This is a genomic window from Mesorhizobium sp. M0571 (genome assembly GCF_040320985.1).
GTDB lineage: Bacteria > Pseudomonadota > Alphaproteobacteria > Rhizobiales > Rhizobiaceae > Mesorhizobium.
Genome location: NZ_JAMYQT010000017.1, coordinates 41,163 through 57,597, shown reverse-complemented (window position 1 = coordinate 57,597; position 16,435 = coordinate 41,163). Strand labels below are relative to the sequence as shown.

General features: G+C 62.1%; 16 protein-coding genes and 1 tRNA gene. 11 read left to right on the top strand and 6 right to left on the bottom strand.

Annotation, left to right across the window (positions count from 1 at the left end):
- Window positions 1-13 precede the first annotated feature (13 nt).
- The 10 genes from NKI85_RS20665 (at window position 14) to NKI85_RS20620 (ending at window position 10,845) form a co-directional block, all read left to right on the top strand.
- Window positions 14-781, top strand: coding sequence for a DeoR/GlpR family DNA-binding transcription regulator (locus tag NKI85_RS20665; RefSeq protein WP_254817352.1), 768 nt, complete (start codon window positions 14-16; stop codon window positions 779-781).
- 126 nt (window positions 782-907) lie between these two features.
- On the top strand, window positions 908-2,434 hold the full coding sequence (glpD, locus tag NKI85_RS20660) for a glycerol-3-phosphate dehydrogenase (RefSeq protein ID WP_352523500.1): 1,527 nt from the start codon (window positions 908-910) through the stop codon (window positions 2,432-2,434).
- Window positions 2,435-2,473: 39 nt separating this feature from the next.
- On the top strand, window positions 2,474-3,553 hold the full coding sequence (locus NKI85_RS20655) for an ABC transporter ATP-binding protein (protein ID WP_352523501.1): 1,080 nt from the start codon (window positions 2,474-2,476) through the stop codon (window positions 3,551-3,553).
- Window positions 3,554-3,562: 9 nt separating this feature from the next.
- Window positions 3,563-4,630, top strand: a complete 1,068-nt coding sequence (locus NKI85_RS20650) for an ABC transporter ATP-binding protein (RefSeq protein WP_352523502.1) — start codon at window positions 3,563-3,565, stop codon at window positions 4,628-4,630.
- 1 nt (window position 4,631) lies between these two features.
- Window positions 4,632-5,498 (top strand): carbohydrate ABC transporter permease, encoded by an 867-nt coding sequence (locus NKI85_RS20645; protein WP_352523504.1) that lies wholly within the window; start codon window positions 4,632-4,634, stop codon window positions 5,496-5,498.
- A gap of 1 nt (window position 5,499) precedes the next feature.
- Entirely contained in the window at window positions 5,500-6,414 is a 915-nt protein-coding gene (locus NKI85_RS20640) for a carbohydrate ABC transporter permease (RefSeq protein ID WP_352523506.1), read from the top strand.
- Between the two features lie 173 nt (window positions 6,415-6,587).
- Window positions 6,588-6,854, top strand: coding sequence for a DUF2160 domain-containing protein (locus NKI85_RS20635; RefSeq protein WP_352777781.1), 267 nt, complete (start codon window positions 6,588-6,590; stop codon window positions 6,852-6,854).
- Between the two features lie 77 nt (window positions 6,855-6,931).
- Entirely contained in the window at window positions 6,932-8,659 is a 1,728-nt protein-coding gene (locus NKI85_RS20630) for an ABC transporter substrate-binding protein (RefSeq protein WP_352523507.1), read from the top strand.
- Between the two features lie 146 nt (window positions 8,660-8,805).
- Entirely contained in the window at window positions 8,806-10,299 is a 1,494-nt protein-coding gene (gene glpK / locus NKI85_RS20625) for a glycerol kinase GlpK (RefSeq protein ID WP_352523508.1), read from the top strand.
- 102 nt (window positions 10,300-10,401) lie between these two features.
- On the top strand, window positions 10,402-10,845 hold the full coding sequence (locus NKI85_RS20620; protein ID WP_352523510.1) for a DUF6882 domain-containing protein: 444 nt from the start codon (window positions 10,402-10,404) through the stop codon (window positions 10,843-10,845).
- A gap of 150 nt (window positions 10,846-10,995) precedes the next feature.
- Here NKI85_RS20620 and NKI85_RS20615 read toward each other — a convergent pair whose 3' ends face one another.
- Window positions 10,996-11,475 (bottom strand): BA14K family protein, encoded by a 480-nt coding sequence (locus NKI85_RS20615; protein ID WP_352523512.1) that lies wholly within the window; start codon window positions 11,473-11,475, stop codon window positions 10,996-10,998.
- Window positions 11,476-11,783: 308 nt separating this feature from the next.
- Between NKI85_RS20615 and NKI85_RS20610 the strand changes: the two genes are divergently transcribed.
- A tRNA-Lys gene (locus NKI85_RS20610) sits at window positions 11,784-11,859 on the top strand.
- Window positions 11,860-11,961: 102 nt separating this feature from the next.
- On the opposite strand, the gene NKI85_RS20605 is transcribed toward NKI85_RS20610, so the two are convergent.
- The 5 genes from NKI85_RS20605 to NKI85_RS20585 are packed head-to-tail and all read right to left on the bottom strand — an operon-like array spanning window position 11,962 to window position 16,376.
- A complete protein-coding gene (locus tag NKI85_RS20605; RefSeq protein ID WP_352523514.1) occupies window positions 11,962-12,315 on the bottom strand; it encodes a hypothetical protein in 354 nt (117 codons plus the stop codon).
- Window positions 12,316-12,360: 45 nt separating this feature from the next.
- Window positions 12,361-13,485: a DNA-processing protein DprA gene (dprA, locus tag NKI85_RS20600; RefSeq protein WP_352523515.1), complete on the bottom strand. Its 1,125-nt coding sequence runs from the start codon at window positions 13,483-13,485 to the stop codon at window positions 12,361-12,363.
- Entirely contained in the window at window positions 13,482-14,069 is a 588-nt protein-coding gene (gene plsY / locus NKI85_RS20595; RefSeq protein ID WP_352523516.1) for a glycerol-3-phosphate 1-O-acyltransferase PlsY, read from the bottom strand. Before plsY ends, dprA begins: the two co-directional genes overlap by 4 nt.
- A 58-nt stretch (window positions 14,070-14,127) precedes the next feature.
- Window positions 14,128-15,414: a dihydroorotase gene (locus NKI85_RS20590; protein ID WP_352523518.1), complete on the bottom strand. Its 1,287-nt coding sequence runs from the start codon at window positions 15,412-15,414 to the stop codon at window positions 14,128-14,130.
- A complete protein-coding gene (locus NKI85_RS20585) occupies window positions 15,411-16,376 on the bottom strand; it encodes an aspartate carbamoyltransferase catalytic subunit (RefSeq protein WP_352523520.1) in 966 nt (321 codons plus the stop codon). The genes NKI85_RS20590 and NKI85_RS20585 overlap by 4 nt, the downstream gene beginning before the upstream one ends.
- Window positions 16,377-16,435: the final 59 nt, after the last annotated feature.

Genomic DNA, 16,435 nt, shown 5'->3' with positions numbered 1-16,435 from the left:
GCGAGGTTGCTAGATGTATCTGTCGCCGCGTCATTCCGAAATTATCCAGATGGCCAAGGATCATGGCCGCGTACTGGTCGAGGAGCTGGCGACGCATTTCAACGTGACGCCGCAGACGATCCGCAAGGATCTCAACGATCTGTGCGACCAGCGGCTTTTGTCCCGTATTCATGGCGGGGCATTGTTCCCGTCCGGCATCGAGAACATGGAATATGAAGCGCGGCGCAAGATCGCCGCCGAGGAGAAGGAGGCGATCGGCCGTGCGGCCGCCAGGCTGATCCCCGACAACGCGTCCCTGTTCATCAATATCGGGACCACGACGGAGGCGGTCAGCAAGTCGCTGCTCGACCACAGCGGTCTGATGGTCATCACCAATAACATCAATGTTGCCAACAGGATGCGTGTATATCCTTCGATCGAGGTGGTGATCGCCGGTGGCGTCGTGCGCGGTTCCGACGGCGGGGTTGTCGGCGAGGCAGCGGTCGATTTCATCAGGCAGTTCAAGGTCGATTTTGCGGTGATCGGCGCCTCGGCCATCGACCATGACGGCGCACTGCTCGACTTCGATTTTCGCGAGGTGAAGGTGGCTCAGGCGATCATCGCCAACGCCCGGCATGTGATCCTGGTGTCGGACCAGACCAAATTCGAGCGCACCGCGCCCGTCCGCATCGGCCATCTGTCGCAGGTCAACACCTTCATTACCGATCGTTGCGACATCCCGTCGGTGCGCAAGATCTGCCAGGAGGCAGAGGTTCAGCTGATTGAAACGTCGCTGTCCTAGAGGTGCCGTTGCGGCATCTGTCGCCAATCATATTTCGTTTGACATTCGTTATCATTTCGAAATAATTCCGCTACGGTTTCGTAAAACCCAAAAAATGTTGCAATGCGAAATCGGAGGAGGACCCTTTTGAGCGCATCACCGATCCATGACATTTTCGTCATCGGTGGCGGTATCAATGGCTGCGGGATCGCTCGCGACGCCGTTGGGCGTGGCTTTTCGGTCTTCCTTGCCGAGATGAACGACTTGGCCAGCGGGACCTCTTCCGGTTCGACCAAACTGATCCATGGCGGCTTGCGTTATCTCGAATTCTACGAATTCCGCCTGGTGCGCGAAGCGCTGATGGAACGCGAGATCCTGTGGAGGAACGCGCCGCATATCATCTGGCCGATGCGCTTCGTGCTGCCATACGCCAAGGGGCTGCGTCCGGCTTGGCTGATCAGGCTCGGGCTTTTCCTCTACGACCATATTGGGGGGCGCAAATTGCTGCCGCCGACGAAAACGCTGGACATGGCCAAGGATCCGGCCGGCAAGCCGCTGAAGCCGCTGTTTCGAAAAGCGTTCGAATATTCGGACGGTTGGGTCAACGATGCCCGGCTGGTTGTGTTGAACGCCCGTGACGCCACTGAGCGCGGCGCAACCATTCGAACTCGTACAAGGGTCGTTAGCGCACGACGTGAAGGCAATCTCTGGACGGTCAGGCTTGAAAACGTGCGGACCGGCGATACCGAAGAGGTCAAGGCGCGGCTGCTGGTCAATGCCGCCGGCCCGTGGGTCGACCAGGTGCTGTCGGCCACCGTCGGCCTGAACGACGTGCACAATGTCCGCCTCGTGCAAGGCAGCCATATCGTCGTCGGCAAGAAGTTCGACGACCCGCGCGCCTATTTCTTCCAGAACCAGGACGGCCGCATCATTTTCGCCATCCCTTACGAGGACGAGTTCACGCTCATCGGCACCACCGACCGGGACTATCCCGGCGATCCGCACGACGTCAGGATCAGTGACGCAGAGATCGACTATCTCTGCGCTGCGGCAAGCGAATATTTCGCGCAGCCGGTCAAACCGTCAGATATCGTCTGGACCTATTCCGCGGTGCGCCCGCTCTACGACGATGGCGCCTCAAAAGCACAGGAAGCCACCCGTGACTATGTGCTGAAGGCCGACGGAGGTGAGGGCGCCGCCCCGATCGTCAACGCCTTTGGCGGCAAGATCACCACCTACCGCCGATTGTCGGAATCGATGCTCGAGAAGATCGAGGGTTTTCTCGGCAAGCGCGGCAAGCCATGGACGGCAAACGCGCCGCTGCCCGGTGGGGACTTTCCCGTCACCGGCTTCGATGCCGAGGTGGCGAAACTGAAAACGGCATACCCGTTCCTCGATGCGCGGCTGGCCCGTCGGCTGACCCGCCTCTACGGCACCCGCGCAAGGAAGCTGCTGGGCCTCACCAAGTCGAACGCGGATCTTGGCCGCAACTTCGGCGCCGATCTCTACGAGGCCGAGGTGCGCTACCTCGTCGAAAACGAATGGGCGGTGACTGCCGAGGATGTATTGTGGCGCAGGACCAAGCGCGGCCTGCGTCTCAGCCGTGAGCAGGCGGCAGTGCTCGACGAGTTCATGCGCGGAATAAGCCGGCAGCACGTCGCTGCTGCCGAATAGGGACGGCCGACTGATGCAGAAAGCCTGGGAGGAGGCATCATGCTGGAACTGAGAAACGTGACGAAGACGGTGGGTGCGGCGGAACATATCCGCGACCTCTCGCTGACGCTTCAGCACGGCTCGCTCAACGTGCTGCTCGGGCCGACGCTCTCCGGCAAGACCAGCCTGATGCGACTGATGGCGGGCCTCGACGTGCCGACCTCCGGCTCGGTCTGGTTCGATGGCAAAGATGTCACCGGCATGCCGGTGCAAAAGCGCAACGTCGCCATGGTCTACCAGCAATTCATCAACTATCCGGCGATGACCGTCTACGAAAACATCGCCTCGCCGCTGCGGGTGGCCGGCACGGAGCAGGCAAAGATTGACAAGGAGGTGCGCAATGCCGCCGCCCTTCTCAAACTGACGCCCTATCTCGACCGCACGCCGCTCAGCCTGTCCGGCGGCCAGCAGCAGCGCACCGCACTGGCGCGCGCCATCGTCAAGAATGCCAGCCTCGTACTGCTCGACGAGCCGCTCGCCAATCTCGACTACAAGCTGCGCGAGGAGATGCGTGCGGAACTGCCGAAGATCTTCGCGGCGGCCGGCACCATCTTCGTCTATGCCACGACCGAGCCGCACGAAGCCCTGCTGCTCGGCGGCAACACGGCAACGCTTTCAGAAGGCCGTATCACGCAGTTCGGGCCGACCATCGAAGTGTTCCGCAAGCCGGTCGATCTGGTGACGGCGAGAACCTTCGCCGATCCGCCGCTCAACACCATCGTACTTGCCAAGAAGGGCCTGGATTTTCTGCTCGAGGGCGGGGTAAAATTACCGGTGCCGGCCGAGCTCTTCGGCATTGCCGATGCGATCTATACGATCGGCTTCCAGCCGCATCATCTTTCCCTCGATCGGCCCAACGCCGCCGCCGTGCCGGTGCGCGCAAAGGTGACGATCACCGAGATCACGGGATCGGAAAGCTTCATCCATCTCGATTTCGCCGATGCCCGCTGGGTCATGCTGACCCATGGCATTCGCGACTTCGAGCCGGACGAGGAGGTCGAGGTGTTCATCGATCCGCGCCACATCATGGTCTTCGACGAGCACGGCCGTGCCGTGGCCGCGCCGAAGCTGGCGGCTTAGGAGGAAGCGATGGCGCGCATCGACGTCAACCATATCCGCCACTCCTATCTGCAGAACCCGCGCACGGATGCCGATTTCGCGCTGAAGGAAGTGCACCACACTTTTGAGGACGGCGGCGCCTATGCGCTGCTCGGCCCATCCGGCTGCGGCAAGACCACGCTGCTCAACATCATTTCGGGGTTGCTGCATCCATCGCATGGCCAGCTGCTGTTCAACGGCAGGAACGTGACCAATTTGTCGACCCAAGAGCGCAACATCGCCCAGGTGTTCCAGTTCCCGGTGATCTACGACACGATGACGGTCTATGACAATCTGGCATTCCCGCTGCGCAATCGCGGCGTGCCGGAGGCCGACGTCGGCCGCAAGGTGCGCGAGACGCTGGAGATGATCGATCTCGCCTCATGGGCGAAGAAGAAGGCGCGCGGACTGACAGCCGACCAGAAGCAGAAGATCTCGCTCGGGCGCGGGCTGGTGCGCTCTGACGTCAACGCCATCCTGTTCGACGAGCCTTTGACCGTCATCGACCCGCATATGAAATGGGTGCTGCGCTCGCAATTGAAGCAGCTACACCGCCGCTTCGGCTACACCATGGTCTATGTGACGCACGACCAGACCGAGGCTCTCACCTTCGCCGACCGGGTGGTCGTCATGTATGACGGCGAAATCGTGCAGATCGGCACGCCGGCGGAGCTGTTCGAGCGTCCGCGCCATACCTTTGTCGGCTATTTCATCGGCTCGCCCGGCATGAACGTCATGCCGGTGGCGATCGACGGCAAGATGGCGCGGCTGGGCTCGCAGCAGATCGAACTGCCGGGCGTGCCCAAGGCGAGCGGCGGCGCCATCGAGCTCGGCATCCGTCCCGAATATGTGCGCCTAGGCAGCCAGGGCATGGCCGTCCGAATCAGCAAGGTCGAGGACGTCGGCCGCCACAAGGTGGTCCGTGCCAATCTCGAAGGGCGCGAGATCGCCGCCGTCATCGGCGAGGACGAGACAGTTCCGGCCGATCCGAAGGTGCGGTTCGATCCGGCCGGCATCAACATCTATGCCGATTCCTGGCGCGTCGAGATGGGAGCCTGAAGTGGAAAAGACCTGGAACAACAGAGCCTGGTTCCTCGTGCTGCCGGTGCTGCTGCTGGTGGCGTTCTCGGCGGTCATCCCGCTGATGACTGTCGTCAATTATTCGGTGCAGGACACTTTCGGCAACAACGTCTTCTTCTGGGCCGGCACGGAGTGGTTCGAGGAATTGCTTTCCTCCAGCCGCTTCTGGCAAGCAATGGTGCGCAACCTGATCTTCTCCTTCATCATCCTGGCAATCGAAGTGCCGCTCGGCATCTTCATCGCGCTCAACATGCCGAAGAAGGGCTGGGGGGTGCCGGTCTGCCTGGTGCTGATGGCGTTGCCGCTGCTGATCCCCTGGAACGTCGTTGGCACTATCTGGCAGGTGTTCGGGCGCAACGATATCGGCCTGTTCGGCTATTACGTCAATGCGATCGGCATAGACTACAACTATGTGCAGGATCCCTACGACGCCTGGGTCACCGTCATCATTATGGACGTCTGGCATTGGACCAGCCTTGTCGTGCTGCTCTGCTATGCCGGCCTGGTCTCGATCCCGGATGCCTTCTATCAGGCGGCCAAGATCGACGGCGCCTCGCGCTGGGCGGTGTTCCGCTATATCCAACTGCCAAAGATGAACCGGGTGCTGCTGATCGCAGTGCTGTTGCGCTTCATGGATAGCTTCATGATCTACACCGAGCCGTTCGTGGTGACCGGCGGCGGACCCGGCAACTCGACGACGTTCCTGTCCATCGACCTCGTCAAGACGGCGCTTGGTCAGTTCGATCTCGGCCCGGCGGCGGCGATGTCGCTGGTCTACTTCCTCATCGTCCTGTTGTTGTCATGGGTATTCTACACCGTGATGACCAATTACGACGCGGAGCGCTGAGATGAGCCGCGCCGACGAGAGGGCCGACAGAGTGAGCGAGACGACAGCTTCGGAAGGGCTCGCCAGCACGCTGCGGCAGGACGAGATCGCACGGCTGATGCGCCGCCGCGGCGAGGAGTCGCGCTGGTGGTGGATCGTGCCGACGCTCTACATCATCGTTCTGCTTTTGCCGATCTACTGGCTCATCAATATGAGCTTCAAGACCAATGGCGAGATCGTCTCGTCGCTGACGCTCTACCCGCACGCACCAACATTGGCGAATTACCGCACCATCTTCACCGACGCGTCCTGGTATTCGGGCTACATCAACTCGATCACCTATGTGGTTATGAACATGGTGATTTCGGTCGCTGCGGCACTGCCTGCTGCCTATGCCTTTTCGCGCTATCGCTTCCTCGGCGACAAGCATCTGTTCTTCTGGCTGCTGACCAACCGCATGGCGCCGCCGGCGGTGTTCGCGCTGCCGTTCTTCCAGCTTTATTCGGCCTTCGGCCTGATCGACACCCATATCGCCGTGGCTCTGGCGCATTGCCTGTTCAACGTGCCGCTGGCGGTGTGGATCCTCGAAGGCTTCATGTCGGGCGTGCCGAAGGAGATCGACGAGACCGCCTATATCGACGGCTATTCGTTCCCGCGCTTTTTCATAAAGATCTTCATGCCGCTGATTGCGAGCGGCATCGGCGTGGCGTGCTTCTTCTGCTTCATGTTCTCGTGGGTGGAACTCTTAATCGCCCGTACGCTGACGACGACCGATGCCAAGCCGATCGCCGCGACCATGACCCGCACCGTTTCGGCCGCCGGTATGGATTGGGGACTGCTCGCCGCAGCCGGCGTGCTGACGCTGATCCCAGGCGCGCTCGTCATCTGGTTTGTGCGCAACTACATCGCCAAGGGCTTTGCCCTGGGGAGGGTATAATGGAGCAGGTCGACAGGAACCCATGGTTATGGGCCGTGCTGTTTCTCGCCTTGGTCGTCGTGGCCTGGATGGCACTTCAAATCGATTTCGTGGCAATGACGGTAGGCTTCAGCGATCCGGCCAATATCCGCTTATGGGGATTTAACCTCTCGTCCAACCTCGACTTTTCCTGGATGGCCTGGACGTGGCCGACGGCGGCCTTCTTTGGGACCATCTTTCTGCTGCTTTGCGGCATGGCGGCGTGGGAATACGTCTCGCCGGGCGGCAATCCGCGCGTCGGCGTGCTGCGCTTCGAAACGACGCGCGGCGACCGCCTGTTCCTGTCGCTGCTTGGCAGCGCCTTTATCCATCTCGCTTGGCTGGGTCTCGTCGGACCCAATCTGTGGTGGGCTCTCGCTCTCTCCGTGGTCTACGCCATCGGCGTGTTCCGCTACGTATAGAGGGGGAATAGTTGGAGCGGCCGCGTGCCGGCGACCGCTTCAGATCGTACTTTAAACTTTAACAGTGGAGGAAATACATGCGACGGCAATTCTTGACATCAACGACTGCGCTTGTCCTGTTGCTTGGGGCAGGCAATGCCTATGCCGGAATGGACGAGGCAAAGGCCTTCCTCGACAAGGAAATCGGGCCCCTTTCGACGCTTTCGCGCGCCGACCAGGAAGCCGAGATGCAATGGTTCATCGATGCCGCGAAACCTTTCGCCGGCATGGACATCAAGGTGGTTTCCGAAACCATCGCCACGCATCAATATGAATCGCAGGTACTGGCGCCGGCCTTTACAGCCATCACCGGCATCAAGATCACGCATGACGTCATCCAGGAAGGCGACGTCGTCGAGAAGATCCAGACCCAGATGCAGACCGGCCAGAACCTCTATGACGGCTGGGTCAACGATTCCGATCTGATCGGTACGCACTGGCGCTACCAGCAGGTGCGCAACCTGACCGACTGGATGGCGGGCGACGGCAAGGATGTCACCAACCCGAACCTCGACCTGAAGGACTTTATCGGCACGTCGTTCACGACCGCGCCCGACAAGAAGCTCTATCAGCTTCCCGACCAGCAGTTCGCGAACCTCTATTGGTTCCGTTACGATTGGTTCAACGACGAGAAGAACAAGGCCGACTTCAAGGCCAAATACGGCTACGACCTCGGCGTGCCGGTCAACTGGTCGGCCTATGAGGACATTGCCGAGTTCTTCACCGGCCGCGAGATCGACGGCAAGAAGGTCTATGGCCACATGGACTATGGCAAGAAGGACCCGTCGCTCGGCTGGCGGTTCACCGACGCCTGGCTGTCGATGGCCGGCAATGGCGACAAGGGCATTCCGAACGGCCTGCCCGTCGACGAATGGGGCATCAAGGTCGACGAGAATTCGCGTCCGGTTGGTTCCTGCACGGCGCGCGGCGGCGACACCAATGGTCCGGCTTCCGTCTATGCCATCCAGAAGTACCTCGATTGGCTGAAGGCCTATGCACCGGCGGAAGCCCAGGGCATGACCTTCTCCGAATCAGGGCCGGTGCCGGCGCAGGGCGCGGTTGCCCAGCAGATCTTCTGGTATACCGCGTTCACCGCCAGCATGGTCGACGCCAGCGCCAAGGCAGTGCTGAACGACGACGGCACGCCGAAGTGGCGCATGGCGCCGTCGCCGCATGGCGTCTACTGGAAGGACGGAATGAAGCTCGGCTATCAGGACGTCGGTTCCTGGACGCTGATGAAGTCGACGCCGACCGACCGCGCCAAGGCCGCCTGGCTCTACGCGCAGTTCGTCACCTCGAAGACGGTCGACGTGAAGAAGAGCCATGTCGGCCTGACCTTCATCCGCGAGAGCACGATCCACGACAAAAGCTTCACCGAGCGTGCGCCGAAGCTCGGCGGCTTGATTGAGTTCTACCGCTCGCCGGCGCGCGTCCAGTGGTCGCCGACCGGCACCAACGTGCCGGACTATCCGAAGCTGGCGCAGCTCTGGTGGCAGGCGATCGGCGATGCTTCGTCGGGCGCCAAGAGTGCACAGGAAGCGATGGACTCGCTCTGCGGCGAGCAGGAGAAGGTGATGAGCCGCATCGAGAAGTCGGGCGTCCAGGGCGATATCGGCCCGAAGATGGCCGAAGAGCATGACCTCGCCTACTGGAACGCCGACGCGGTCAAGAAGGGCAATCTCGCTCCTCAGCTCAAGATCGAGAACGAGAAGGAAAAGCCGGTCACCATCAACTATGACGAGCTGGTTAAGAGCTGGCAGCAATAGGACTGTTTGATGTGGGCGTCAGCGCCCGCATCGCAACACTCAGGGGAGGCGGCATGTTGCCGTCTCCCCTGTTTGCGTGAACGACCGCGACACGTCACGCGTGGTGAAGCCGTAGCACTTTGAATTTGCGCCGACGGGGAGAGAGAATGACCGGGTACATCCTAGCAATCGACCAGGGGACGACATCGAGCCGGGCGATTCTGTTCGATGACAAGATGAAGGTCGTCGGCAGCGGACAGAAGGAATTCACTCAACATTATCCCGCCTCCGGTTGGGTCGAGCACGATCCCGAGGAGATCTGGTCGAGTGTCGTGGAAACGGTAGAGGCTGCGCTGAAGACAGCCGGCTGCGATGCAGCGGACGTCGGCGCGATCGGCATCACCAACCAGCGCGAAACCGTCGTCATCTGGGACAGGGCGACTGGCAAGCCGATCCACAACGCGATTGTCTGGCAGGACCGCCGCACCGCGCCGCTGTGCCAGAAATTGAAGAAGCAAGGGCTGGAGAAGAAGTTCGCGAAAAAGACCGGCCTGCTGCTCGATCCGTATTTCTCCGGTACCAAGATCGCCTGGATGCTGGACAAGGTAAAGGGTGCCAGAAAACGCGCCGAGAAGGGCGAACTGCTGGCCGGCACCATCGACAGTTTTTTGATCTGGCGCCTGACTGGCGGCAAGGTCCACGCCACGGACGCCACCAATGCCTCGCGCACACTGGTCTACAACATCGAACAAAACGCCTGGGACGACGAACTGCTTACCATCCTCGGCATACCGGCGAAAATGCTGCCGCAGGTGAAGGATTGTGCCGATGATTTTGGAATCACGGACAAAAGCCTGTTTGGCGCGGAGATCAGAATCCTCGGTGTGGCCGGCGACCAGCATGCGGCGGCGATCGGCCAGGCCTGTTTCGAGCCAGGCATGATGAAGTCGACCTACGGCACCGGTTGCTTTGCGCTGCTCAACACCGGCAGCGATCTGGTTCGTTCGAAGAACCGGCTTTTGACCACTATCGCCTACAGGCTGAACGGCAAGACCACCTACGCGCTGGAAGGCTCGATCTTTATCGCGGGCGCCGCCGTGCAATGGCTGCGCGACGGCATCAAGGTGATCGGCAAGGCTGAGCAGAGCGGCAAATTGGCAGCGGAAGCCGATCCGACGCAGAACGTCTATCTGGTGCCGGCTTTCGTCGGGCTCGGCGCGCCGCACTGGGATGCCGGGGCGCGCGGCGCCATCTTCGGGCTGACCCGCAATTCGGGGCCGGCGGAATTTGCCCGCGCGGCACTGGAATCCGTTGCGTTCCAAACGCGCGACCTGCTTGACGCCATGCGCAAGGACTGGAAGGGCGCCTCGGCCAAGACCGTGCTCAGGGTCGATGGCGGCATGGTGGCGTCGAACTGGACCATGCAGCGGCTGGCCGACATTCTCGATGCGCCGGTCGACCGGCCGACAATTCTCGAGACGACTGCGCTTGGTGCGGCATGGCTGGCCGGCTCGAAAGCGGGGGTCTGGCCGAAGGCCGCGGAATTCGCCAGGACTTGGGCGCTCGAGCGCCGGTTCAAGCCGGAGATGGATGCTTCGACACGTTCCGCCAAGCTGGCGGGTTGGCGCGATGCTGTGCGCAGGACGCTAAGCATGCAATAAGCACGTAGCCACCGAATTCCCAACCTTGTTTAATGAGGCTGGGCGGTGGCTGCTCGGATGCGTGGGTCGGCTCGGAGAGCGGGTCAGGCAGGGTGAGGGTCCATGAAACACCCAGATTGGTATCCTGCCTGGCGCCAAGAGGCTATCGAGCAACTGAACGCCAAGAATAGACGCTTGCAAGATGATTTCGGCGTCGGCAGTTGGCCTCGTTATGATTACGACCTCAAGACCGGAAAGCTTCTTTTCTCAGATCAAGGTGTCGTCAAGGTCGTCGCCGAGATCCAGGTTGCAGGCTCAACAAGTGGCAAGGGTGGCAATTGGCTTTGGGCCTGGGGAAATTCAAACCTGCCTAGCGACCTGATCACCGACGCCCAGTTGGTCCGATCCTTCGGGGAGAAGAACGGCGTTGACGAACTAACTCAGGTTTTTGTGACGGATAATGACCTGACCGTGCTCGGTTGGGAACTGACCGCCGTAATGGCTCGAATTTGCAACGCCCAAGGACCTACCGTTCTCCTCGTGGCGAAGGAGGAGGCCTCTATCTGATCATCAAGAGCATCAATTGGGCAAACTGACCCTGAGGTCTGCCTGCCGGCCATTCGAGACGCGATCACAGTGGCGGAGACCTCGAAATTTCGTCGCCCAACACAAACCCGCGCCGTTTCGGGCGCGGGCTTGCAGCTTCTAATCTACGACTCAGTAAGGCGACCGGCATTGCCGGCGCGGACCGTAATTGGGCTGGTACGTGTTGTCAGAGGCACGATAGCTCCGATAACGGTCATAGCACCACTGCACGTGGGCATCGCCGCGATACACGCGATTCTGATTGTTGATGATGGCGCCCGTAATCAGCGCGCCTGTAGCGAAGGCCGCCAGCGGGAACCAGTAATCGCCGTGACGGCGATAGCCGCGACGATATTCGCGATAACCGCGATGGCCACGCCAATACATGTCGTCGTTACGGGCAAAACTGCGCCGGGAGAAATCGCGACGCGAGAAGTCGCGGTTGAAATTCCGGTGCCTCCGCCACGGCTCGTACTGGACAGTCTGGACATTCGAGGTGAGCCCCTGGGCCGGGGGCGCATAGCTGGGCTGAGCGTTGACTGGCACGATCTCCGCGGCAGCGAATGAGATCGAAAGAGTGGTCGCCAGCAGGCCCGACATGATCCTGTTCATAGTCTTCTCCTTGAAACGCGTGTCCCTTATCGCGGGAAACGGGCAGGCTGCGCAAATTGTTCCGCTAAAAATCCCAAGTTGCTGATCCGCAAAGGTTCTCCCGATTTGCTGCTTGCCTTTACCCCCATAGAAGGTGAGCTTCGGCCTTGCGCGGGAGGGAGGCCGTTCCGTCGACGCCGAGGCGCTCCGCAAGGCATGACGACACTGCGGGAAAGCCCGGTTCGCGAGTCGTCTTTTTCCGGTTGACCGGCAGAGGCACTCTCCCTATGTTCCGCGCAATTTCGAGGGCGGCCTTTCTGAGCCCGCGGGAGCGCGTAGCTCAGCCGGTAGAGCAACTGACTTTTAATCAGTAGGTCATGGGTTCGAATCCCATCGCGCTCACCAAAATCCGATAAGATTCAGCACCTTCTTGCAGGCGGGGAGGTGATCGCGGCCCGGTCGTATTAGCCGCTGGCGCCATCGTCCATCATCGTGCCTGTGAGTGCCTCATAGGCCCTGCTGCACAGCTGAGAACGCGGACAATCCTTCACAACAAGCACTGGCGCCACGGGTAAGAACCGCTGCGGCAAGGATTTGTACACCGAGACGGACAGCGCTTACCTTCCTGCCGAACACGCCGGCCAAGAAAAAGTAGAGACCCTGGGCCATGCAGGCTGCCGTCAGAATGCCCAGAAGCGTGCTGGTCGCTCTTGCGAAGGGCGTTATGTAGCCGTCGGGAAAACCCAGCATGCCGAGATCCGTCGACCATTTCAGCGCCAGCACGGCGCTCAACGCTGCCCAAACGAGGGCCGTCGTACGAGTGAACAGCGTCTGCCTTGGCTTCTCACCTAGATCGGCCATGGAATCACGTCGGAATTGCGTGCCGGGACATGCGCAAGCTCTCGGTCAAATCAGCGAGACATTGCCGCCAGCATGGCGCTCGAGCCGTCCGGCGAGGTCGAGCTCCAGCAGCACCATGAACACTTGGGCGGGATGCAGGCCGGTATGGCGGATGATCTCGTCGACTGCTACCGGCGTCGGGCCAAGCGCCTCGACGACGCGGTCGCGGTCGCCCTCGCGCGGCGGCGGAGTTGCCGAAAAGTCGGGCGGCTCTTCAAGCGGCGATGTCCTTGGCGCCCACGCGCCGACCAGCGGCGCGATCGCGCCGGTGATATCGGCGGCCTCGGTGACAAGAGTGGCGCCGTCCTTGAGCAGGCCATTGGCGCCGGCGGCGCGCGGATCGAGCGGCGAACCGGGAACGGCGAAGACCAGCCGGCCCATCTCGCCGGCCAGGCGGGCGCTGATCAGCGAGCCGGAGCGCTGTGCGGCCTCGACCACCACCAACCCCAATGCAGCACCCGCGACAAGCCGGTTGCGGCGCGGGAAATCCTGCGCGCGCGGCTGCCAGCCAAACGGCATTTCGGAGATGATGGCGCCGCCGCGCTCGGCAATCTCGTCGCATAGGCCGGCATTTTCGGGCGGATAGGGCAAATCGAGGCCGCCGGCGAGCACGCCGATTGTGCCGGTCGAAAGGCTGCCCTGGTGCGCGGCCGTATCGATGCCGCGCGCCAGGCCGGAGACAATGCCATAGCCGTCGCGGCCGAGGTCCGCCGCCAGCATTCGCGCCATCTTGATGCCGGCCAGCGAGGCGTTGCGAGCGCCAACGATGGCGACCGCTGGCAAGCGGAAAACCGCACTATTGCCCCTGACCGCGAGCAGCGGCGGCGGATGATCCATGCTTTTCATCAGCGGCGGATAATCCGCCTCGCCGATGCCGACGAAGCGGGCACCGGCCCGCCTGGCTGTCTCCAGCTCCGCCTCGGCCTCGGCAATGGACGGAATGCGGACGATTTTTTTGGCGCCGCCCGAAATCATCAGCTCGGGCAGCATCGCAAGTGCTGCTTCGGCCGAACCAAACCGGTTGATCAGGTCGCGAAAGGAAGCTGGGCCGACATTGGGCGTGCGGATCAGGCGAAGCCAGCTCAGCCGCTGCCGGTCGCTGAGGCGCGGACCGGCGGCGGGCTCGCTCATTCCTTGGCCCCGATCTTGCCCTCGGTGCCGGCAAGCAGCCGCGCAATGTTGGCCCGATGTTTCAGGATGACGATCAGGCTCATCACTGCGAAAAGCCCAGCAATCTGCGGTGTGCTGAGGAAATAGAGGGCGATTGGCACGACGACCGCTGTCGTCAGCGCCGCGAGCGAGGAGTAGCGGAACAGGAAAGCCACTGCGAGCCAGACGACGGCGAAGATCAGCGCCACCTGCCAGGCAAGGCCGATCAGCACGCCGAGATAGGTGGCGACACCCTTGCCGCCCTTGAAGCCGAGCCAGACCGGAAAAAGATGGCCCAGAAACGCGCCGAAACCAGCCCAGAGTCCGAGCTCAGGTGCAAAGCGGCCGGCGATCAGCACGGCCGCGGTGCCCTTCAGCGCATCGAGCAGCAGGGTGGCCGCGGCGAGGCCCTTGTTGCCGGTGCGCAGCACATTGGTGGCGCCGATGTTGCCGGAGCCGATGTTGCGCACGTCGCCGAGGCCTGCGGCACGGGTGATCAGCAGCCCGAAGGGGATCGAGCCGAGCAGATAGCCGAACACCAATGCCAAGACGGGACTGTAAGTCATTGTTCCCCCCGAACTTTCCTTGGCTGAGTGGATTTCAAGGCGCGATCCCTGTTCCGTCCTAGGCCGAAAACACTGTGCGGCCCGCCACCATGGTTTGCAAGACCTTGCCCTGTAGCCGCGCGCCTTCGAAACAGGTGTTTTTCGAGCGCGAGCGGATGCCGCTCTCGCTGACGATCCATGGCTCGTCCAGAGCGACGAGCGCAAGGTCGGCCAATGCTCCCGGTTTCAGCGTGCCGCCGGGCAGGCCGAACAATCTTGCCGGCGCGGTCGACAGCGTCTCGACCAACCTGAGCAGCGTCACGTCGCCATTGTGATAGAGCCGCAATGCCGCGCCCAACAAAGTTTCCAGCCCGATGGCGCCGGCCGCAGCATCGGCGAAGGGCAGGCGCTTGGTGTCGACGTCCTGCGGGTCATGCGAGGAGACGATGATGTCGATGGTACCGTCCTTGACCGCCTCGATCATCGCCAGCCGGTCTTCCTCGGCGCGCAGCGGCGGCGTCAACCGGAAGAAGGTGCGGTACTCGCCGACGTCGTTCTCGTTGAGCGACAGATTGTGGATCGACACGCCGGCGGAGACGTTGGCGCCATCGGCTTTTGCGCGCGCTACCGCGTTTGTCGCCATAGCCGTCGAGATCTTGGCAGCGTGATAGGCGCCGCCGGTCAGCCGCGCCAGCGCGAGATCGCGCTCCAGGGGGATCGATTCGGCCTCGCGCGGAATGCCGGCAAGGCCAAGCCAGCTTGCGTAAAGGCCCTCGTTCATCACGCCGGCCGAGGCGAGATCGGAATCCTGGGTTTCATGCGCGATGACGCCGCCGAAATCGCGCGCATAGGTCAGCGCGCGGCGCATCACCAGCGCGCTGGCGATCGAATGCCGGCCGTCGGTGAAAGCGACCGCGCCGGCCTCGCGCAGCAAGCCGAACTCGGTCATCTCGCGGCCTTCCAGCCCCTTGGTGATCGCTGCCGCCGGAAAGATGTTGACGATGGCAGTGTCCTTGGCGGTGCGCAGCACAAACTCGACCAGTGCCACATTGTCGATCACCGGGTCGGTATCGGGCATCATGACGATTGAGGTGACGCCGCCGGCCGCCGCAGCAATGCTCGCCGAAGCGATGGTCTCGCGGTGTTCGCCGCCCGGTTCGCCGATGAAGACGCGGGCGTCGATCAGTCCGGGGATGATGACCTTGCCGGTGCAGTCAATGATCGCGGCGCCCTCGGGCGCGCCCTGGTTCAAGGCCGCCTTGCCGGCCGCAACGATTTTGCGGCCCTCAATGATGACGGCGCCGACCTCATCGATGCCGCGCGAGGGATCGACGATGCGGGCTCGGTTGAATACCGTAGTGCTCATGCGCCACGGCCCTCATGGTTTCGACGGGAGTCGAGCAGGGCTTCCATCACCGCCATGCGCACCGCGACGCCCATCTCTACCTGTTCCTGGATGACGCTTTGCGGGCCGTCGGCGATCTCGGAGGCGATCTCGACGCCGCGGTTCATCGGGCCGGGATGCATGACCAGCGCACCGTCCTTGGCCGCTTTCAGCTTCTCGGCGTCGAGGCCGAAATAGCGGAAATATTCGCGCACCGAAGGTACGAAAGCGCCCTCCATGCGTTCGCGCTGCAGGCGCAGCATCATCACCACATCGGCGTCCTTCAGGCCCTCGGCCATCGAGCGGGTAACGATGACGCCCATCTTCTCGATGCCGGCGGGCAAAAGCGTCGAAGGGGCTACGACCCGTACCTGGGCACCAAGCGCATTGAGCAGAATGATATTGGAGCGCGCCACGCGCGAATGCAGGATGTCGCCGCAGATCGCCACGATCAGCTTCGACAGCGGACCCTTGGCGCGGCGGATGGTCAGCGCGTCGAGCAGCGCCTGCGTCGGGTGCTCATGGGCGCCGTCGCCGGCATTGATCACCGAGCAGCCGACCTTTTGGGCAAGAAGTGCTGCCGCGCCCGCCGATTGGTGGCGGATAATCAATATGTCGGGGCGCATGGCGTTCAGCGTCATCGCCGTATCGATCAGCGTCTCGCCCTTCTTCACCGAAGAGCTCGCCACGGACATGTTCATGACGTCGGCGCCGAGCCGTTTGCCGGCCAGCTCGAACGACGATTGCGTGCGGGTCGAGGCTTCGTAGAAGAGATTGATCTGAGTGCGGCCGCGCAGCGTCGATGTCTTCTTGTCCGATTGCCGCGAGATGGCAACGGCCCGGTCCGCCCGGTCGAGCAGAAGCTCGATGTCGGCGGGGGAAAGATCGCGGATGCCTAGAAGATGGCGGTGGGGATAAAGTGGCAGGGACGATGCGTCGGTCATCTCAAGTCGCTGCTATAGGGGGGAGGCTCCGCGGCTGCAAGCACCGGCTTTGGATTGGA